16 protein-coding genes and 2 tRNA genes are annotated in these 20717 nt (G+C 45.1%); 6 read left to right on the top strand and 12 right to left on the bottom strand.

Annotated features, from left to right (window positions below; all coding sequences use genetic code 11):
- Positions 1–120 precede the first annotated feature (120 nt).
- From AC5JPO_RS12210 to AC5JPO_RS12170, 9 genes are all read right to left on the bottom strand, one after another.
- On the bottom strand, positions 121–1062 hold the full coding sequence (locus tag AC5JPO_RS12210) for a DMT family transporter (RefSeq protein ID WP_443526038.1): 942 nt from the start codon (positions 1060–1062) through the stop codon (positions 121–123).
- A 56-nt stretch (positions 1063–1118) separates the two neighbouring features.
- A complete protein-coding gene (locus tag AC5JPO_RS12205) occupies positions 1119–2306 on the bottom strand; it encodes a flavin monoamine oxidase family protein (protein ID WP_443526037.1) in 1188 nt (395 codons plus the stop codon).
- Between the two features lie 41 nt (positions 2307–2347).
- Positions 2348–2770 (bottom strand): tetratricopeptide repeat protein, encoded by a 423-nt coding sequence (locus AC5JPO_RS12200; protein WP_443526035.1) that lies wholly within the window; start codon positions 2768–2770, stop codon positions 2348–2350.
- 176 nt (positions 2771–2946) lie between these two features.
- Positions 2947–3435 carry a M48 family metallopeptidase gene (locus tag AC5JPO_RS12195; protein WP_319052195.1) on the bottom strand — a complete coding sequence of 163 codons (489 nt, stop codon included), beginning with the start codon at positions 3433–3435 and terminating at the stop codon, positions 2947–2949.
- Positions 3436–3688: 253 nt separating this feature from the next.
- Complete coding sequence (gene betT, locus AC5JPO_RS12190) at positions 3689–5734, bottom strand: choline BCCT transporter BetT (RefSeq protein WP_443526034.1); 2046 nt, start codon at positions 5732–5734, stop codon at positions 3689–3691.
- A 280-nt stretch (positions 5735–6014) separates the two neighbouring features.
- Entirely contained in the window at positions 6015–7715 is a 1701-nt protein-coding gene (gene betA / locus AC5JPO_RS12185; RefSeq protein ID WP_443526033.1) for a choline dehydrogenase, read from the bottom strand.
- A gap of 119 nt (positions 7716–7834) precedes the next feature.
- Positions 7835–9337, bottom strand: coding sequence for a betaine-aldehyde dehydrogenase (gene betB, locus AC5JPO_RS12180; RefSeq protein WP_443526032.1), 1503 nt, complete (start codon positions 9335–9337; stop codon positions 7835–7837).
- Between the two features lie 248 nt (positions 9338–9585).
- Positions 9586–10176, bottom strand: coding sequence for a TetR/AcrR family transcriptional regulator (locus AC5JPO_RS12175; protein ID WP_443526031.1), 591 nt, complete (start codon positions 10174–10176; stop codon positions 9586–9588).
- Position 10177: 1 nt separating this feature from the next.
- Positions 10178–10531, bottom strand: a complete 354-nt coding sequence (locus AC5JPO_RS12170) for a DMT family transporter (protein WP_493842737.1) — start codon at positions 10529–10531, stop codon at positions 10178–10180.
- A 477-nt stretch (positions 10532–11008) separates the two neighbouring features.
- Here AC5JPO_RS12170 and AC5JPO_RS12165 point away from each other — a divergent pair.
- The 3 genes from AC5JPO_RS12165 (at position 11009) to AC5JPO_RS12155 (ending at position 12729) form a co-directional block, all read left to right on the top strand.
- Positions 11009–11084, top strand: a tRNA-Asn gene (locus AC5JPO_RS12165).
- 217 nt (positions 11085–11301) lie between these two features.
- A complete protein-coding gene (locus AC5JPO_RS12160) occupies positions 11302–11634 on the top strand; it encodes a CopG family transcriptional regulator (RefSeq protein WP_443526028.1) in 333 nt (110 codons plus the stop codon).
- Positions 11635–11997: 363 nt separating this feature from the next.
- Positions 11998–12729, top strand: a complete 732-nt coding sequence (locus AC5JPO_RS12155; RefSeq protein WP_493842736.1) for a hypothetical protein — start codon at positions 11998–12000, stop codon at positions 12727–12729.
- Positions 12730–12836: 107 nt separating this feature from the next.
- On the opposite strand, the gene AC5JPO_RS12150 is transcribed toward AC5JPO_RS12155, so the two are convergent.
- The 3 genes from AC5JPO_RS12150 to AC5JPO_RS12140 form a co-directional block, all read right to left on the bottom strand.
- Positions 12837–12927, bottom strand: a tRNA-Ser gene (locus AC5JPO_RS12150).
- Positions 12928–13019: 92 nt separating this feature from the next.
- Positions 13020–14168, bottom strand: a complete 1149-nt coding sequence (locus tag AC5JPO_RS12145) for a type I glyceraldehyde-3-phosphate dehydrogenase (protein WP_493853955.1) — start codon at positions 14166–14168, stop codon at positions 13020–13022.
- 149 nt (positions 14169–14317) lie between these two features.
- The gene (locus AC5JPO_RS12140) at positions 14318–16276 is read right to left on the bottom strand and encodes an AAA family ATPase (RefSeq protein WP_493853954.1); all 1959 of its coding nucleotides are present in this window, start codon (positions 16274–16276) and stop codon (positions 14318–14320) included.
- A gap of 336 nt (positions 16277–16612) precedes the next feature.
- On the opposite strand from AC5JPO_RS12140, the gene exaC reads away from it, so the two are divergent.
- The 3 genes from exaC (at position 16613) to AC5JPO_RS12125 (ending at position 20487) form a co-directional block, all read left to right on the top strand.
- Positions 16613–18139, top strand: coding sequence for an acetaldehyde dehydrogenase ExaC (gene exaC / locus AC5JPO_RS12135; RefSeq protein WP_319052185.1), 1527 nt, complete (start codon positions 16613–16615; stop codon positions 18137–18139).
- 166 nt (positions 18140–18305) lie between these two features.
- A complete protein-coding gene (locus AC5JPO_RS12130) occupies positions 18306–18632 on the top strand; it encodes a DUF779 domain-containing protein (RefSeq protein WP_493853953.1) in 327 nt (108 codons plus the stop codon).
- Between the two features lie 211 nt (positions 18633–18843).
- Positions 18844–20487 carry a GMC family oxidoreductase gene (locus AC5JPO_RS12125; RefSeq protein WP_493853952.1) on the top strand — a complete coding sequence of 548 codons (1644 nt, stop codon included), beginning with the start codon at positions 18844–18846 and terminating at the stop codon, positions 20485–20487.
- Positions 20488–20717 lie beyond the last annotated feature (230 nt).

Genomic DNA, 20717 nt, shown 5'->3' with positions numbered 1-20717 from the left:
TAACCAATTATTGGATCTATATAGACTGTATAAGTAATTAAGACAAGATATCAGATACTTGCACGATTATAGAGTATTGATCAGATATGCTTACCTATTGGCGCGTTTGCTAAGTGCCCTTCATTCTTTTTTTGTTGTGACCGTCGACATTTTTACACCGCCCCATGTCACCAGTGCTATGCCAATAGTAATCAGACAACCTCCTAACAGCAAACCCTCAGGCGGATGCTCTCCCTGCAAAAATATCGCAATAGGGACACCAAAGATGGCCCCGACCGCCCCTAGTAGACTGAGCAAAACAGGACCGCCTGTTTTTTGTAATAGAAACAGTAATAAGAATTGTCCAGAAAATACACCTGCCTGTACAGCTATCAACCCAAGCGGTAGCCCACTCTCTAAAGGTATCGTGACAGAAAAGTTAAATACCGCACTAAATAGAACCAGCAGTAGAGAGGCGGCGACTAGCATCCCCGGAGCGAGTGCACTAAATGCGGCATTATCAGGCCAGCGTAGTGTCCGGTATATGTTACCAATGGCGAGTAGTACTGGTCCACACAGCGCGACCAAAATCCAAAACACGCTGGTATCTGGGGCGGAGAGCTTATGGATAGCCAACACCCCTGCTCCTAAAAGTGCCGCAGCGACACCAAGCGCACGGGTGAGGTAGAAGCGCTCTATGCGCAGCAGCAGTGCGCCAAGATACGTCAGCAATGGAGGTAAGGATATAATAAGAGCGACGAACCCTGCGCCAACATGAGGAATCGCTGAAAATAACAGTAAGTTGGCAGCAGCCACACTGACAAAGGCAGCAACGAAATAGTACTTAAAGCTTCTGGCACTAAAAGGAAGTGTTTCTTGTCTAATGAAGGCAACTATCATTAGAATAATAGCTGCACCAGTGATCGACCAAAACAAAAACGCTAGTGGCGTAAGACCGATATCGACAGCGTATTTGGCGAGATTGGTTGAGATACCTGTGAGCGCACCACCGACCAGTAGGCAAGCAACAGGTACCAGCCAAGTCGCATTATAATCAGGTTTTTGCTTGAGGGAGTCATTCATCAACTATCCTATTAGATGACGATGTTTTTGTATAACTATATGGCTTTTGGCAATACTTACTCTTTGGATAATACTGTCGCAGGTAAGCTCTGCACTGCTATAACTGCTGCATCAATAGCGCCAGCAATATAACCAGGAAACGGTGCTGACCACTCGCTACCGCAGCCTGTTAGTTGGTCTTGCCATGCGCCTGTTTTTGGTTTGGCTGGTGGTGCTGCGGCATGTTGCCCGTTACCATTGATATCAGCAGGCATCGCTGTCAATAGGTCTTGCGCCCAGTCCTTGAGATACTCAGCTACCGGACTACTCGCCTGCGTACCAAACAAACGTACCAATTGTGCACGGCAATGTTGTTTTAGCACGATATCAGAGACACTTTGGCGTGCCTGCGCCGGTACACCAAAGAAGCCAAATAGGGCACCATGACTGTCTACAGTAGAAGCATCATGTATCTCAGTGAGTGGTCCTATCGCACTACGCGCGGCCCCTGAGAGACCATTATCTCGCCAAAACGGCGTTTCATAGACTGCCACATATTTGGCATGGGGCGCCATCCACGTTGCTGTATGTTGCCACTGTGTTATTAGCTCCTGTGGTAGCGCTGGCTCAAATGCTATCCGACCCGCTACCAGTCTGGGCGGTAGCGCAAGCAGGACATGACGCGCTCGAGTTATGGTCAGTTGTCCAGAGGTATCTACGCTCTGTACGTTAATATACTCACCTACTCTACTTAACTGCTGCACAGTTTGGTTGGTAATGATGGTTTTAACGTCTAAGCGGGCATATAGCGCCTCAATCAAAGCCGCCATTCCACCGACTAGGCGCATAGAAGACGGCGCGCTTTTATAGCCTTGCATTCGCACGGGTTGCTGATCAGTAGCGCGCTCAACCATCATATCGCCCGCTTCAAACTGCGCAAAACGTGATAAATTCAGCGATTCAATGAGCGTACTTAACTGCGTCTGATAGTCAGGCCAAAACCAAGAGGGACCCAAATCAAATGCATCATCTGTGATTAATGCGTTAGCACTATCTTGATTAGCACTATATTTATTAGCTATGCCTGTGTCATGAGCAGCCTGTCCATTATGGAGCGCACCTGAGAAACTGGCGACTGCAATACGACCGCCCAATCTATCACGCGCTTCTAGCAGCCTATAAGCAATACCTTTTTGCTCTAATAAAAAGGCAGCATACAGTCCACTTAGCCCGCCACCAACAATCACTACCGGTACGTCTTGCATATCAGATTACTCAATTCATAGAGGATTGATTATAGTTGAGACTACTCTGCCAATAGTTTGGTAAGCATCTCATCGATCTCAACCTTAAATTCTTTGTCTTCAATTTTGTTTGCCGTGACTTTGGCATTTTGCAAACTTTGGATGGCTGTTTCTTTTTCACCCATCTCAAGCTGTAGTACTGCCATAGAAAAAGCTATTGAAGACATATGATCTTTTGAGTTGATAGCAGTGGCTTTGATTAGTGCTTTGTCATAGATAACCAATGCCTCATCTAAATCCTCTGTAAAATCAGCCAAGGTTTCCCATTGCTCTGGATGGTCTTTATCAGTATTTTCATTATCGGTACAGATGGCTTTTAGCTCAGTATAAAGCTCGTCAAATTTCGCTTGATTGCCTCTACGATCAGCTTCTAATAGCTCTTCGGCTAACGTATAGATGGCTTTATATATTTTGGTATTGATCATTTTTTTCTCTATTTTTAGTGAAGTAATAAAAGAGTACGTATGTGTATTTATGGTTTAATTGCGAATAGTTTGATGGCAAAAATTTTAATACAGGCAAGCTTAGCACGGTTACTGCAAATGATGAGTGTTTTCAGTTATCAGCAAACACATGGTATGGCTATATAACGTCCATGTAATCAGCGCTCTTGCCAATGCAACCATAAACGCATATCCAGCTCCAGTTGATGATATTCAGGCTCCATATGACAGCACAGCTGATAAAACGCCTTGTTGTGGTCATGCTCTTTGAAGTGCGCAAGCTCATGCACCACTATCATGCGCAAAAAATCTGGCGGCGCGTCTTTGAACAAACTGGCCACCGTGATGCTGTTGTGCGACTTGAGCTTACTGCCTTGTACCCGAGACTGTGTGGTATGCATTCCTAGCGCATGTTTTAGAACTTTTAATTTACTGCTATAGCTGACATTTGATAGCGGGCCAATCTTACGCATGTATTGGTTTTTTATCTCATTGATATAGTGATAGAGCGCCTTATCACTTTGGATCTCATGCTGGGTGGGGTATTTATTTTTGAGATATACCCCTAACCTGCCATCACTCATCATCTCTGCAACTTGAGTTTGGATGTGCTCTGGATAATGAGCAATGTATTTTAATGTAGTCACAACGATATCCTTTGCTTAAATGCTCAATTTATTGGCTGATCAGCACAGTCTTAGTTAATTTTACCTTATACATGCTGCTTGTATTGACTTCTTGCTTTATTAATTACTTTGACTGGTCATCACCTGCTTTCTGACTGAGTTTTTGTCATAAAGAAACCCCATAAGCTGTCATCAACTTATGGGGTGTTTTCTTATATAAGCGTTCAATGATGAGCTATCGTACCTATATAAATGGATAGCTATTTATAGTCAATTAACGCTCTAGATATAAATACTGCAAGTGACGCTCGTACTGATTGAGAATATCGACCAGTACCTGCTCTTTGGTATAACCAACCAAGTCATACTCTTGCGACCCTTCTCTCAAGAATACCTCAGCACGATAATAGTACTCTGCATGCTTGCTTGACGTATTCAGCGTAAAGTTAGGGCGCTCAGCTTTGATCAAATGTACTTCATAAATAAAGTCATCTTCATCACCATGACCGACACGCAGTTTTAGACCGTCAACTTGACCGCTGTCTTGATCCATACCAGCATCGATACCTTCACCAATACTCGCAAGATTATGGATATCTAGCGAGGTTTTTAGACCACCCGCTTCGAACTCTTTTTCGACATCACTCATGGCAGGCATCACCACAGTGTGCAAGAATTTTTCGACCTGCGCATGTCCTGGGAAACTCACAATACGTTGCAAGCGGGCTTTCCAGCCTTTACCGTTATCAAGGACATTGGCAGTACCAATAGTACTCGCTTTGCGTTTGTTGCCTTCTTCTTTTAGTGACTTCCACATCGCTATCATGTAGAGCACAAGAATGATAGAGAATGGCAAGCCTGCGATCACAGAAACCGACTGCAATGAGCCAAAACCACCAGCAAACAATAAGCCTAGCGTAATAAGACCCGTTGCTGCCGCCCAGAATAAACGCAGCCATACCGGTGCATCCGTATCATTAGTCATGCCTCGTGAGCTCAGGTTTGCAAGTACCAACGCCCCTGAATCCGCTGAGGTCACAAAGAATATCAGACCAATCACTACACCAGCAAATGACAGCACCTCGCTATAAGGGAAGTACTCAAATAACGCAAACATACCCATCGCAGCGTCATTAACAGCGATTTCGCCAAGCTCAGTTGCACCATTGGCAACCAAGTCTATTGCCGTGTTACCAAAGATAGAGAACCATGCAAAAATGAAACCCAGTGGAATAAACATCACGCCAAACACGAACTCTCGCAGCGTGCGTCCACGGCTAATACGCGCAATAAATAGACCTACAAATGGTGCCCAAGCAACCCACCATGCCCAGAAAAATATCGTCCACCAAGATTTCCACTCGGCACCAGCAGCACCATCATAAGCATAAACATCGAAGGTCTTATAAATAATGGTCTGGAAATATTGACCGATATTCTGGGTAAAGGTGTTCAATAGGTATACGGTATTACCCATCACGAGTATGGCAAGCAATAGCAAAATTGATGACAACATGTTGAATTCAGACAGACGACGTACGCCTTTTTCGACACCTGTCATCGCAGAGATAGCAGCTGCCGCGACAACGCCCACAATGATCAGTGCCTGAACCATCTTGCTAGATTCGATGCCAAATACATGGGTCAAACCAGCATTAGCTTGTAGCACACCAATACCTAGACTCGTTGCAATACCCATCAACGTACAGACGACACCAAAGGTATCAATACCATCGCCTAGCCAGCCTTTGATTAAGCGTTCACCAAATACTGGTGTCAGCGGCGAGCGTAGTGCCAGCGGCATGTTTTTGCGATAAGCAAAGTAAGCCAACGCCATACCAATCAAGGCATAAATACCCCAGCCATGCAGACCCCAATGTAAAAAGGTTTGCGCTAGTGCTTCGCGCATGGCCTCAGTACTAGCAGGTTCTAAACCTGTATGCGGGGTCAAATAATGCATCAAAGGTTCAGAAGCACCAAAGAACAACAAGTCAATACCGATACCTGCTGAGAACAGCATGGCTGCCCACGCCAAAAACGGAAATTGTGCTTTTTCGTGGTCTTGACCAAGCTTTATGTCGCCGTACTTAGAAAAACCAACAAACAATGCAAAGATACTATAAGCGGCAACCACCAACATGTAATACCAGCCAAACTTGTCTGATACCCAAGTCATGCTAGCGCTCAGCAAGGTTTCACTATAATCTGGAAAAGCAATGGTCCAGATTATCAATAAAATAGAAATAATAGCAGAGCCCAAAAACACCGTTTTGTTTAGGCTCAAAGGTTTCGTCACATCTTGTGATGGCGAACTGTACATAAAAGACCTCAATAGGTAAATTAAACAGGGTCCGATATTGCTTTGTCCGGCATAGTATTATGGATAATTGTCACACAATATATAAATCACCGCATGACGGACAAAGCAGTACCAATAAATAAAACGCAAATAGAATTATAAACAGCTTCAACCATAACGATATTTATCGTACCAATACGTTAGCGCTGATAAAAAAGGCCTCTACTTAGAAAGGCCTTATAGTTAAAATTTTCTTATATTGTTATTTATTCAGTTACTGACATGTAAGTTTGTATTTAACTTAAATAGTCGAGAGATAGTCACGCATAGGCTCAGCGCGCAGCGGTGCACCATTGGCGACATAGTAATCTGCCGTTGATCGTGGCAACTGTACACCTCTCATTTTATCAACGATTTTTTCTGCCAACATGATCGTGGTGGCATTGAGGTTGCCACTGATGATGTTGGGCATGATGGACGCATCGACGACGCGTAAGCCATCGATACCGTGTACCAGACCTTCACCATTGACGACGGAGTCATTGTCTTCGCCCATCGCACAAGTACAAGATGGGTGATACGCGGTCTCACTATGGTTACGTACGTACTCATCCAACTGAGCATCCGTCACCAAATCATCAGTCGGTGCAATAGCACGTCCACGATAAGGATCGAGCGCTGGCTGATGCATGATCTCACGCGTGATACGCATCGCCGCGCGGAACTCTTGCCAATCCTGATCATGAGACATGTAATTGAACAAGATACTTGGATGCGCTTTCGGGTCACGTGACGTCAGCTTGACGCGACCACGACTTGGTGAGCGTAACGACCCTACGTGTGCCTGAAAGCTATGCGATTTGACTGCACTACGTCCATCGTAACGTACCGCCAATGGCAAGAAATGATACTGAATATTTGGATGAGTGAACTTCTCATCGGTACGGATAAAACCGCCGCCCTCGAACTGGTTAGAGGCACCAAGACCAGTACCATTAAACAACCACTCAGCACCGATAGCAGGCTTATTCCACCATTTGTTTGCAGGGGCAATGGAAACGGGTAGCTTACATTCATACTGCATATATAGCTCTAAATGATCTTGTAGATTATTACCCACACCTGGCAACTCTAGTACTTCAGTCACGCCCGCGTCTTTTAGCCACTGACCAGGACCGATACCTGAGCGCTGCAATAGCTGAGGTGAGGCAATCGCACCAGACGAAACTACCACTTCACGAGAGGCATAGAACTTTTTGGTCTGACCGTCGTGCTCTACTTTGACACCAACGGCACGCTTACCATCGAATAAGATCACATCGGTCAGCGCCCCTGTTAAGATCGTGATATTGCTACGCGGCTTGGCGCGATCTAGATAACCGCGAGAGGTTGACGCGCGGCGACCATTAGGGGTCACGAATCGATCCATCGGGCCAAAGCCTTCTTGCTGATAGCCGTTCAAATCTTCGGTACGTGGATAGCCCGCTTGTACGCCCGCTTCGATCATGGCTTGGAACAACGGATTGACCCCTGGCTTTGAGGTGGTCATCTCAACAGGGCCGCCCGCACCGTGATAGTCATTTTCGCCAACATCGCGGTTTTCTGACTTTTTGAAATACGGTAGGCAATCTGAATATGTCCAGTCTGATAGCCCTTTTATCTCAGACCAATCATCAAAATCCAGCGCATTGCCGCGGATATAGCACATACCATTGATAAGCGATGAGCCACCAAGCCCTTTACCACGACCACAATCCATAACACGGTTATTCATATAGGGCTCAGGGTCTGTCTTGTAACCCCAATTATAAGTCGTGCCTTGCAATGGCATGGCAAGCGCGGCTGGCATTTGGGTGCGAAAATCTAGTCGATAGTCTGGGCGACCTGCTTCTAATAGCAATACTTTAATACTGGCATCTTGGGTCAAACGCGTGGCCAGCACATTTCCTGCTGATCCTGCACCGACTATAATGTAGTCGTACTCAGGTGTGGTTGATGTCATAACATGCTCCATAATATGGAAAAAACATAAATCGTTTCGTATCAGAAAGGTCAAGTAAAGCTGGAGGATGACCTTACTGTCTTAGTTTCTTTTAATACAAATTGCTAAACTATCAACGCTTAAAAGACCGATTCAAACGCGCCCAACTCTACTTGGATAGATTTGGTTTGAGTATAATGCTCAAGCGCCTCAACACCGTTTTCGCGGCCAATACCGGAGTGCTTGTAACCACCGACTGGCATCTGTGCTGCTGACTCACCCCACGTATTTAACCAGCAGATACCTGCTTCGATCTGAGCGATGACGCGATGCGCGCGCTTCAGATCAGCCGTCACCACACCAGCTGCTAAGCCATAATCGGTATCGTTAGCACGGCGAATCACTTCCTCTTCGGTCTCATAGGTCAATATCGACATGACTGGACCAAAGATTTCTTCACGGACGATAGTCATATCGTCGCTGCAATCTGTAAATACAGTCGGTTCGACAAAAGCACCATTTACAAGCTCGTTTGTCGTGACGCGTGCACCGCCTGTTAACAGACGAGCACCACTTTGCTTGCCTTGCTCGATATAGCCAAGCACGCGCTCCATATGTGGGAAGCTAACCAGTGGACCCATGTTGATGTTCTCATCCACCGGATCGCCTAGCTTGATACGATTGACGCGCGTCAAGATGGCTTGCTCAAACTTTTCTTGTAGCGCTTTAGGGATAAAGACACGCGTACCATTAGTACATACTTGACCGGTACTATAAAAGTTGGCCATCATCGCGATGTCAGCGGCGGTATCAATATCGGCATCTTCAAATATAATCAGCGGTGACTTACCACCAAGCTCTAAAGTCACGTCTTTTAAAGACGAGCTTGCTGCGCTTGACATAACTTTTTTACCTGTCGGTACGCCGCCTGTGAACGATACTTTGGCGATATCTGGATGATTGGTTAGTGCTTGACCTACTTCGTAATTACCTTGTACGACATTGAACACACCATCTGGCAGTCCTGCTTCTGTAAAAATCTCAGCCAGTTTTAAGGCAGTCAGAGGAGTAACTTCTGACGGTTTAAAGATCATTGCATTGCCAGCAGCCAGTGCAGGTGCTGCTTTCCACATTGCGATCTGAATAGGATAGTTCCACGCACCGATACCAGCGACCACGCCCAGCGGCTCGCGGCGAGTATAGACAAAGCTCGTATCACGTAATGGAATCTGACGACCCTCAATCATTGGTGCCAGCCCTGCATAGTACTCAACGACATCAGCACCAGTGACGATATCGACATATTTTGTCTCAGAGTATGCTTTGCCCGTATCTTTTGTTTCCAGCAATGCCAGCACATCATTACGCGCACGTAATATCTCAACAGCCTTTGAGAGAATTCGACCACGTTCCACAGTCGTCATCGCGGCCCAAATTTTTTGACCTTTATGCGCGACTTTTACCGCCTCATCAATCTGCTCATTGCTTGTTTGTTGAATGGTAGCCAATACCTCGCCAGTCGCTGGGTTGATATCTTCAAAAGTAGTGAGCGTGTCATCGACCGCCAAATAACGACCATTAACATAAGCAGTTTGTACTTGTTCTAGGTCGATAATATCTGTCAAATTATTAATGTCTGTCATGAATATTCCTTAGGACGATGGGTAGCAGCAGCGTTGCAAAGGCGCTGACCATGTGATGTCGTTATGAGTTAAATTTGTGAATATAGTCTTTCGTCGTTAGATGTTTATTAAGTGGTTTATCTACGCCTATCAGAGCTTCGCTGCCTAACAGCTGAACCCTTATCAGTCTAAATATTTTCTGATTTAAGCTTTTATTTGGTTGTTACTTCTATTTGACCTGTGTGCTGTCATTTAGTCAGCATTGTCATTTAGTCAGTGCTGTTATCAAAATCACGCTGCGTCATTTTTATCAGTCGATCACGCAGCCTCTTTTTGTCTGCTATATCGACACCTGAAAAGTCCGAGAGCCAAATACCATCAGCAGTCAGACGGACCATGCATAAGGTTTCGGTATCGTCAGTTGCGGCATGTTTCTTTAATTGGGCATTGGCCCACTGAGCCCACATTTCACGTAATTCGCTATCCCCTAGCATCAACACATATAAGGTTGCTTGATTGTCATATTCTGCCTGCGCTTTTTCGCCCAAACTGATAGTGGCATCGATATAAGCACGGGTGAAAGCACCATAACTCACAGGATCCTTTGCCATAGCAGCATCTACTTCTGCCTCAAATTTGGCCATCGCATCATTGAACACTTCGATGACAAGAGCGTTTTTGGTAGCGAAATGATGCATAACGCCGCCTTTGGTTACCCCTACTGCATCAGCGACCGCCTGAAACGTCACCTTAGTCAGCCCTTGCTCTAGTGTTATCCGTGCCGCTTGATCCAGCAGCGCCCGACGAACCACTTCTGGCTGTTTTTTACGCTTATGAGCATTTTCCACTTCTATATTCATACTAATGCACCACAGAATTAGACAATAAATTCATGACAACAACACCGCCAACAATCATAGCAATGCCGACTACTGCTGCCGTATCAAGGGTTTGCTTGAATAGCACCACACCCACAAGCGAGGTCAGCACAATGCCCAGCCCGCCCCACAATGCATAGGCAATGCCCAGCGGTATGGTCTTGAGCGTCTGTGCCAATAAATAAAATGAGACCGTATAAAGCGCGCCCATCATAATGGTCGGCACCAGACGGGTGAACTGCTCTGATTTCATCAAAAAAGTCGTGCCAATCACTTCACATATGATGGCAATGGTCAGGTAACCGTAGGCAATTGTTGTAGGACTCATCTTTAGCACACCCGCCTTTGTTCAAGCATTTACTAACAATATACTCGTTAAATACATATTAAAGATACCGTATGGTAGGTATTTTATAGCAATACTCTAGCAATGTGAAGGGCTGTCTTGCGTCTTTATTGTGTCAAATAGTGTAGTACTTGCCTTAATATTCAAAAAACCGTATGTTTTTGCAGTCAATTAGCATGCCGTTTTGATATTCATCTGAACTTTTCTGTATGCTGGACGAGATTTTTATAGATGTCCGTCATTGCTACAGCCAATTGCTACCTGTATTCGGTAAATATCAGTATCGAAATAGCTTATTTGGTAAGGCACAAACGCCTATTTTTGATAATTGTAATAATATTTCTGATTAATGGCATAATAAGGTTGACAGCCCTTAATGACTTGGCTAAAATGTGCCCCACATAACGCAAACAAGCCAAGAAATTGATTGGTAACAAAGCTAAAACGCTTAATGTTATGACAGCTTATTCTCCAATAGCTCAGTTGGTAGAGCAACGGACTGTTAATCCGTGTGTCCCTGGTTCGAGCCCAGGTTGGAGAGCCATATACTAAAAACCTTCATCACTATTTGATGAAGGTTTTTTTATTGTTGCCTCTTTTATATGTACTTATGATGATATTAATATGTACTTATAAGTTTAAGCGTATTGCATGGCTATAGTGTTATTTTAGGCGTTTTTGTTGTATGGTAAGATTAATTTGGATTGGGTTCGTTTTTGTTTGAGTGCTTTGCTCCTACTCACTAAAAGTAATGGTTTATTATGATACCTGTACGTATAAAAAATAAGTTTTCTGATCATCCGCAAAAAATTATGCGCCCGATCAGTATTCGTTTGTCTGAAGAAATGATTGAGCTATTAGAAACAACGTCATCAGACTTGGGTTTCAAACGCATTCAAGGGCTTATTCGCTTATATATTCGCCAAGGTCTCGATCGTGATCATCAAGACTATACACTGGCTCATGATGAAGTTTTTATCGAGACACTACGCAAGCGCGGCGTGAGCCAACGTATCATTGATGAAGCTATTGTGGTTACTCATAACAATCATATCACGCACTCTTTGTCTGAACTTCAAGACAACGATCAATAATGCTGTCGATATCGAAATGAAAGTCGATATTGAAACGACAGCATAGACATCATCACTTGGCACATAAAGCCTAATAATGAGTGTCAAAAAAAAGACCACGTTTCCTGATGCGAATGTGGTCTTTTTTTGTCGATTGCTTTATTACTGTTAATGAACACTGCACCTTTTTTATTCTTGCACTCTCTTTTATTTATGCTGTTATCTGTCCTATTTAAAGGTATTCACTTTTTAGTACTTTGCACATTTTACTACCGCAGTTAGCCATAATTAAACACAATCTCCCCTTAAACGAGGTATATTAAGAAAATAGCCATCACTATTAGACAGGCTTTATCATAATAAAAATGCATAAGGGGGTATACGATGAAAGGTTTACAGCGGCGTTTTAACAAGGCTTTGTATTTGACCATGACGGTTACGGTGCTCGCGCTTGCCTCTGGCTGCTCGTCGCCGCAAACAGATCCAAGCCAAAAAACCATACCTACTGATTCTGACCAGTGGCAAGACGAATTAGGACAAACCTTTGAACAACTACCTGCAGCCGATCAGCAAGTCCTCAGTCGCTATATGCTGCGTATGAAACTCAGCGATGCGTATGAGTCAGGTGCCATGCCGCGTACCACGATCAAGCAAGCCTTGATACAACAGCGTGAATACGAGCGCCTGCATCCTGATAATCCAACAGGTAAGAAAAGCCCTATTGTCACTGGTGAGACAGCAAATGCGACAGCTCAGAAATATCCTGTCGCCCTGCTGCCCATCAAAACCAGTGATAGTGACAGTTTAAACCAAGTCAAAATGCAGTTTATGCTATCAAATCATGGGACAGTACCTATTGAGAGCTTCAAAGGTACGCTGACGATGCAAGACGATAACCTTGAGCAAGGCAAGAACTTCAATGTCCCTTTGATCACATTTGATCCTGCTATTGAGCCTGAGCAATCTGGAAAGATAGTCATCGATAGCAGTATCGAGGACATCAATGTCATGCGTGCGATCAAAAACACCACAGGCATGACCATTGAGATAAAAGAAGGCACCCTAGTATTAGTGGATGACCAGACCATCGAGTTTGGCAACTCATTGGCAAAATAGCCATCCAAAGTAGACTAATAAAGACATCTACAAGATGTATGACTTAAACCTTTATAAATGCCCATAAAAAAATCCCCAATCATTTCTGATTGGGGATTTTTCGAATTTGGCGGAGACGGAGAGATTCGAACTCTCGAAGGGCTATTAACCCTTGTCGGTTTTCAAGACCGGTGCATTCAACCGCTCTGCCACGTCTCCATTGGTGCATCATTATATAGATATCATTTTATAATGCAAGCCCCTAATCTAAAAAAGTTCAATTAATTTTCAAATACGTTCTAATCAGTTGCTTATCGCTTGCTATAAGCCAGATGTAGGCACATATCTAGCAGCCTATTGGCATATCCCCACTCATTATCGTACCACGCAAAAACCTTGTACTGGTCGCCTACTTGCATGAGCTGCTGACCATCGATGATCAGCGACTCGGTCTGATGAATAAAATCACTAGAGACCAACGGCTCATCGGTATACGCCATGATGTCATGCAGATGTGCCTGACTGGCCGATTTGAGTGTCTCACGGATATCCTCAATACTGACATCTGGCGTATCAAATACAAAAGTCACATCAATGGCTGCCACATCGATAGTAGGTACACGTATCGAGTGCCCATTTATCTTGCCGGCCATGGCTGGCAAGACACGCTCTGTTGCAGCGATACTACTGGACGTCGTTGGGATAATATTATAGCCAGAAGCACGTGCGCGTCTTGGGTCTCGATGCGCCTGATCGAGTACAGTCTGATCGGCAGTGACCGCATGAATCTCTGTCATCATGGCAGATCTTACACCAAATGCCTTGTCCAGTGTGTCAATCAGCGGCACCAATGCCTGCGTGGTACAAGACACGCTAGAGATAATCGGTAGCTCAAGTGTCAGCGCGTCTGTGTTGACGCCCATAACGATACAAGCGTCCACATCATCGAATGGTGCAGCACCAATAATGACCTGCTGCGCGCCTGCATCGATATGTAACATCGCCTGCTCGTAAGAGCGAAAATGACCGGTACACTCTAGTACCACATCGACGCCCAGCGACTGCCAAGATAGGTTTTGTGGATCAGGCTCTGATAGCATATTGATACAATATGTTAAATTGTTTTTGGTTAGACAAAGCTGGGTTTTGCCTCCATTATCCGCGTTACTTTCTATGATCTCAGCATCGACGCCCAATCGACTAAGGCGACCGTGTGTACTGTCGAATTTTAGGAGATGCAGCAAAATATCTGCCGGTGCCAAATCATTAATGGCGACGACATGGATAGCACGTCCCAATACCTCAAAGCGCTCTAGCAAGGCGCGCAGTACATTGCGTCCTATACGTCCAAAACCATTGATGGCGACTCTTAGTGGCTGTGAGTGCTCACCAGTCGTACGAAACGTCGTCGCGATGGGATCGGAGGTCAACTGGTAAGTCGCATTAGAAAAATCAGGCATAACAAGGTATCGCTATCAAATAAGAAAGATAAAGAGTGAGCGCGGTCACTCTTGGCACGCTCTAATAGTGGGTTTGGTACTGTCGTACCATAAGATCTGCAATGACATTCTGTGCGGCAATAGATAGCTACCTATGCAGCAACAAATACTTATGGCGTAATAAAAATCAGAGCCAAGCGAATGGTATTGTAGTCGATGCTCTGCTTAAGATGATCAAATATGGGGCGCAGCTTGATACTACCATCATCATTGAAGTCATTTGGGTTGTTAGCGACCTTGATGGCGACATATGCATTGCCTACAGCTGTCATCACCTCATCGTCTGGGCGCAGATGATCACAGGCAAGGCTGGGATCTTGTGATTTTAGCTCACCGATATGACGCATGATAGTTGATTGTGACAGCTGACGCGCTTGTGAGATCTCTGCTATGGTCAGACTCTCCTCTAACAGCACTCTAGTCGCAAGCAAAGTACTGTCTGATTTATCAGAGACTTGATTGCCTAATTTTTGTTTTTTGTCTATTTGCGCTTGCTGCTGCTCGCGGCGCTTTTTTTGCAGCGCCGCATAGGCATCAATGACAGATTTACTCAGCGTTCCACCTGATTTTAAAACAAACTTGTCGTGTGCCTGCTGCATACTTTCTTCATCTAGCATGGCGTAGTTGGCATCCGCCTCTGCTGACAGCACTAAGAATCGCTTGTCTGCCCCGCGTGCTAGCGGATCAAGTTGCAGACTCATGTCATTCATACCGAGCAGCTGTAACCCTGCCAGTGACTTGAGCCGTGACAATGCTACGTAGCCTTGACCCAACTCAAAGGTGCGTGACAGATCAATTTCAGCCGCATCAAGGGTCATGCCCTGTGATTTGTGAATGGTAATCGCCCATGCCAGACAGAGCGGAACTTGCAAGTAGCTTGCTAGCACATCGCCCGTTTCATCTTCGATGATCCATTCTTCAGGTTCAGCGATGACTTCACGTCCTGAGTTGAGCCGCACCACAGGCATTTTTTGCGTGGTTATTTTCTTTGTTTTTGGTTTTTCTTTATCTTTATCTTTATCTTTATCTTTTTTAGCAGTGGACTTCTTACCTTTCGTCGTTTTTTCGCCAGCAGCATCTTCATCAATGTCATCGCTGCTATCGTCTTCGATTAGCGCATCACTATTGTCCTTGCTATCATCTATTTTGACTGCCGCAAAACCAATCAGCTCACCCATCGTACCGTTAGAGACACCAAGCTCGGCATTGTTTTTGATAAACATGACCTTTGCACCAACTTTGAGGATCAGCTCATCTTGAGTCCGTACGGTCTTTTTTAGGGTTTCAACCAGCTTACTGTCGCCTGTGGCAGTCGCCTCAAAGCGCATCGTCTCTCCCTCTAAAGAAGCAAGCTCTTTGTCGTTGATTTTGTTGACATTGAGATTGTGCGTGTACAGACGCGTGCGCTTGATATCGACGCTTTGATCATAAGTCGCCTCCAACGCCGCAATCGCCTCAAAGGTCACTTCTTGACGACGGATTTGGTTAAGGATATCGTCCAAATCTAGTCCGCCATTGGCCGCTTCGCTAACCTGTCTGTGCTGCTCTGATAGATAGCAAATATGAAATTTGGCATCGAGCCATGCCTCAGACATAAACGCGAACTTTTCACGATTGCTCTCGCCCTTGCTACCGATGGGCGGCAACTGAAAGAAGTCACCTGCGACCACCACCTGAATACCACCAAAGGCTTTGTCACTCTTGCGAATGTGCTTGAGTACTTGGCTGACTAGATTGAGCTGCTTGGCATGTAGCATCGATATCTCATCGATGACCAAAACTGAAGTATCTTTTAATCTATCTGCCAAGAACTGCTTGCGTGATAAGGTGGTTAAATCCCGATCCGTCAGCTCATCCTTGATGCCGATCCCTGACCAACTATGAATCGTTGTGCCATTCATATGCGTGGCTGCAATACCCGTACTGGCCGTCACCGCGACGGGCACACGGCGTGCGCGCAGATAGTCGATATATTGGTTGAGCGTATAAGTCTTGCCTGAGCCTGCTGAGCCAGTCAAAAAGACATTTTGACCTGTTTTTAGGATATCAAGAGCAGAAGATTGACGCATAGACCCAAACCAACCAATATTATGAAAAAGAATAGTATAAGAAACAGTATAAGAAGAAAGCTGCCATGGTTAATTCGATAACCATAGCCAGCCAAAATCGATGCTCACAATTATAGCAGCTGCAACCACTTTGCGGACTACTTTCACCCGCTCATATCACATAACTTTAAGTTATGTGATACAAAATATATCATTATAAAAAGTCATTATCGTTCTGCAAAAAAGCTCAGTACGATAGGATGATAACTTGGTCAGGAAGACCAAGGATTATTTTTAAATGGCCCTACACCAGTGACCATATTTTAGATAACCATAATACACAACAAGGAGTGGTTAATGTTATACGCTTATCCCAATACTGAAGACAGCCCCGTTCAATTCCGCGAAAAATACGATAACTTTATCAATGGTGAGTGGACGCCTCCTATTGATGGCGAGTATTTTGATAACTCCAGCCCAATTGATGGAAAAACCTTCTGTCAGATCGCCCGTTCAAAAGAAGCCGATGTAGAAGCGGCACTAGATGCAGCACACGCAGCAAAAGACGCCTGGGGCAAAACGAGTGTCACTGAACGCTCCAATATGTTACTCAAACTTGCTGACGGTATCGAAGCCAACCTAGAAGCCATCGCGATCGCCGAAAGCTACGAAAACGGTAAACCTGTACGTGAAACCCTCGCCGCTGATATTCCAATCGCCATCGACCATTTGCGTTATTTTGCTGGCGTTATCCGCGCACAAGAAGGCGGCATCAGTCAGATTGATGAAGATACCGTCGCTTATCACTTTCATGAGCCACTAGGTGTGGTCGGTCAAATCATTCCTTGGAACTTCCCTATTCTCATGGCAATTTGGAAAATTGCCCCAGCACTGGCGGCGGGTAACTGTATCGTCCTCAAGCCTGCTGAGCAAACCCCTGCTTCTGTCCTATATATGCTTGAATTGATAGGGGTAGCTGATATTCTGCCTAAAGGCGTACTAAACGTCGTCAACGGCTTCGGTGTTGAAGCCGGCAAGCCTATCGCTTCTAACCCACGTATCGATAAAGTCTCCTTTACTGGTGAAACCACGACTGGTCGCTTAATCATGCAGTATGCCAGCGAAAATATCATTCCAGTCACACTAGAGCTGGGCGGCAAAAGTCCAAATATTTTCTTTGCTGATATTATGGATGAAGACGATGACTTCTTGGACAAAGCGGTCGAAGGTCTGGTGATGTTTGCGCTAAACCAAGGCGAAGTCTGTACCTGTCCCTCACGCGCGCTCGTTCACGAGAGCATCTACGATGAATTTATGAAACGCTGTATCGCTCGTGTCAAAGCTATCAAAATGGGTAATCCGCTCGATACCGATACCATGATTGGGGCACAAGCCAGCTCAGATCAATTAGAAAAAATCCTATCTTATCTGGATATCGGCAAAAAAGAAGGTGCAAAAGTCTTGGTAGGTGGTGAACTTGCCAAACATGATGGCGATATGGCAAACGGTTATTACGTACAGCCCACTATTTTTGAGGGCACCAATGATATGCGTGTGTTCCAAGAAGAAATCTTTGGTCCTGTGCTTGCTGTCACTACTTTCAAAGACGATGAAGAAGCGATGACGCTGGCCAATGACACATTGTACGGTCTAGGCGCTGGTATCTGGACACGTAATGGCACTCGCGCTTATCGTTTTGGCCGTGGTATCCAAGCGGGCCGCGTATGGACCAATTGCTATCACCTCTATCCTGCGCATTCAGCATTTGGCGGTTACAAGCAATCTGGTATTGGCCGCGAAAACCATCTGATGATGCTCGATCATTACCAGCAGACCAAAAACATGCTGGTATCGTACAGCCCTAAAGCGATGGGATTTTTCTAAGCAGATTTTGACAACTCTTAATTTGTGACCATGCTGAAACAAGCATACAAAAATGCAATCTGTCGCAAGGTAGGTTGCATTTTTGCTTTAATAAATCATTAAAGTGCTATTTTTAGTGATTTATAGACTGGTAATTTATAGATAGAGGAAATATAAGGAGTTAATGATGAAAATTATGGCAACAGAAGCTTGTGAAGCATTAATTACGCTATTGAAATCCAAGCACGGTGAGCTAATGTTTCACCAATCAGGTGGCTGCTGTGATGGTAGCTCGCCGATGTGTTATCCATTAGGAGAGTTTAAGGTAGGCGGTCAAGATGTGCTGGTTGGCAAGCTTGCTGGCTGTCCATTTTATATGGGACGCGCACAGTACGATCTGTGGCAGCATACTGATCTGACTATCGATGTGGTCAATGGGCGCGGTGCGAGTTTTTCATTAGAGATCCCTGAAGGCAAGCGCTTCATCGTACGCTCAGAGATCTGTTCGGTATGAGACTATTCGGGACAAGATGAAAGGTTATTTGAAACAAGACAATATGGCATCAGTACTACGCCATGCACCCTGTGCTGCCCCATGGGCGGTTATACCCTACTGATATATACAGACACCGCCGAGTCATTTTTATTTTATTATTTCAGCAAAATAATAGATACTGTAAAGCATAGCCTATTTTAATTAGCATGGATGCTATAAGGAATATAAAATGGAATTTGACAAAACATTTGATTACGTCATTGTGGGCGGTGGCTCGGCAGGTTGTGTACTTGCAAGCCGTCTGACCGAAAACCCAGATATCAGTGTCTGCTTATTGGAGTACGGCGGTGATGGGAAAGATCTGGCTGTACGCGTACCTGCCGGACTGATTCTGATGGTGCCGGGCAAGCCGCTCAAACTGAACAACTGGTGCTTTCATACCACACCCCAAAAGCATCTTAATAACCGTAAAGGTTTTCAACCACGTGGGCAGTGCCTAGGCGGCTCATCAGCAATCAATGCCATGATCTACACGCGCGGCAGTAAACTAGATTACGAGCGCTGGGTAGAAGAAGGCTGTACTGGCTGGGGATTTGATGATGTACTCCCTTACTTTATAAAAGCTGAAAACAACGTCCATGGCAGCGATGACTTACATGGCGATGGTGGACCACTGCATGTCAGCGATCTGCTAAGCCCGCGAGACATCTCAAAGGCTTTTGTAGAGGCGGCTATAGCGAACGGTTTGGACCATAACAAAGACTTCAATAGCGAAAAACAAGACGGTGCAGGGTTATATCAGGTCACCCACTTCCATGGTGAAAAACAAGGCCAACGCTGCTCCGCGGCTGCCGCCTATCTGCATCCCGTACAAAACCGCTCAAACCTAACTGTCATCACACATGCACAGGCTAACCGTGTCATTATTGAAGACGATCAAGCGACTGGTGTTGTCTACGAAAAAGACGGTGTGGAGCACACGGTTCTGGCACGTCACGAAGTTCTCTTGTCAGGTGGTGCATTCGGTTCACCTAAGGTCCTTATGCTCTCAGGTATTGGTCCCGCCGAGCATTTAAAGTCTCATGGTATTGAGGTCATAGTAGATGCCCCTGAAGTTGGCGGTAATTTACAAGACCATTTAGATGTGGTCTTTGATTACGAGGTCAATACTACGGATGTCATCGGTATCGGTATAGCAGCACTCTCGACACTGACCAAAAGCATTCGCCAATGGAGAAAGGACGGTACAGGCATACTCTCTACTAACTATGCAGAAGCAGGTGCGTTTTTTAGTGTGGGTGATGCGCCAAAAGAGTGGCCAAACACTCAGCTGCATTTTGTCATCTCACGTGTGATTGAGCATGGTCGAGACCTCAGGCGTGGCTATGCGGTCTCTTGCCATAGCTGCTACTTACGACCTGAGAGTCGCGGTACGGTAAGACTGGACTCAGCGGATCCCTCTGCTGCCGTCTTGATCGATCCAAACTACCTCTCACATCCAAAAGACGTTGAGCAGATGGTGGCAGGCGCCGAGCGTACTCGAGCCATCATGCAAGAGTCAGCACTCGCCAAGTATATTACAGAAGACTACCCTGCCCCCTATCTCGAAAAAGATGGCATGCTCGGCTATATCCGCAATAAATCTGACACCATCTACCATCCAGTAGGCACCTGCCGGATGGGCTCAGATGATAGCTCGGTGGTTGACTTGGCGCTAAAAGTGCGCGGTGTAAAAGGACTACGGGTCATTGATGCCTCAGTGATGCCAACGCTTATCAGTGCCAACACCAATGCACCGACGATTATGATTGCCGAAAAAATAGCAGACCTTATCAAGGCAACTCATGATCATGCCAAAAATATCTCTGCATAAAATATAGCCAAAGATAATGTCGTCACATAGATAATTACCTTAAAAACATGTCATAACTGGTTACGTCAGATGCACGTAACCAGTTTATTTCTCGTCGTCTGTATTTAGTAAAAAATCATACAATACTGGATCTTAATCACTTTTTGGCACAAATTAAATGTATAGACAAAAATCAATAGAATTTAGCATATTCTACTAAATTCGTGCTATTGACAGCATAATGATGCAAT

The organism is Psychrobacter sp. H25 (assembly GCF_059076335.1).
The sequence above is the reverse complement of the archived record's forward strand: the minus strand, read 5'-3'. Positions and strand labels throughout refer to the sequence as shown.

What these genes read in the sequence shown, in the direction of transcription:
- AC5JPO_RS12210 (WP_443526038.1), bottom strand. Translation starts at nt 1,062, where the DNA reads ATGAATGACTCCCTCAAGCAAAAACCTGATTATAATGCGACTTGGCTG.
- AC5JPO_RS12205 (WP_443526037.1), bottom strand. Translation starts at nt 2,306, where the DNA reads ATGCAAGACGTACCGGTAGTGATTGTTGGTGGCGGGCTAAGTGGACTG.
- AC5JPO_RS12200 (WP_443526035.1), bottom strand. Translation starts at nt 2,770, where the DNA reads ATGATCAATACCAAAATATATAAAGCCATCTATACGTTAGCCGAAGAG.
- betT (WP_443526034.1), bottom strand. Translation starts at nt 5,734, where the DNA reads ATGTACAGTTCGCCATCACAAGATGTGACGAAACCTTTGAGCCTAAAC.
- betA (WP_443526033.1), bottom strand. Translation starts at nt 7,715, where the DNA reads ATGACATCAACCACACCTGAGTACGACTACATTATAGTCGGTGCAGGA.
- betB (WP_443526032.1), bottom strand. Translation starts at nt 9,337, where the DNA reads ATGACAGACATTAATAATTTGACAGATATTATCGACCTAGAACAAGTA.
- AC5JPO_RS12175 (WP_443526031.1), bottom strand. Translation starts at nt 10,176, where the DNA reads ATGAATATAGAAGTGGAAAATGCTCATAAGCGTAAAAAACAGCCAGAA.
- AC5JPO_RS12160 (WP_443526028.1), top strand. Translation starts at nt 11,302, where the DNA reads ATGATACCTGTACGTATAAAAAATAAGTTTTCTGATCATCCGCAAAAA.
- AC5JPO_RS12155 (WP_493842736.1), top strand. Translation starts at nt 11,998, where the DNA reads ATGAAAGGTTTACAGCGGCGTTTTAACAAGGCTTTGTATTTGACCATG.
- AC5JPO_RS12145 (WP_493853955.1), bottom strand. Translation starts at nt 14,168, where the DNA reads ATGCCTGATTTTTCTAATGCGACTTACCAGTTGACCTCCGATCCCATC.
- AC5JPO_RS12140 (WP_493853954.1), bottom strand. Translation starts at nt 16,276, where the DNA reads ATGCGTCAATCTTCTGCTCTTGATATCCTAAAAACAGGTCAAAATGTC.
- exaC (WP_319052185.1), top strand. Translation starts at nt 16,613, where the DNA reads ATGTTATACGCTTATCCCAATACTGAAGACAGCCCCGTTCAATTCCGC.
- AC5JPO_RS12130 (WP_493853953.1), top strand. Translation starts at nt 18,306, where the DNA reads ATGAAAATTATGGCAACAGAAGCTTGTGAAGCATTAATTACGCTATTG.
- AC5JPO_RS12125 (WP_493853952.1), top strand. Translation starts at nt 18,844, where the DNA reads ATGGAATTTGACAAAACATTTGATTACGTCATTGTGGGCGGTGGCTCG.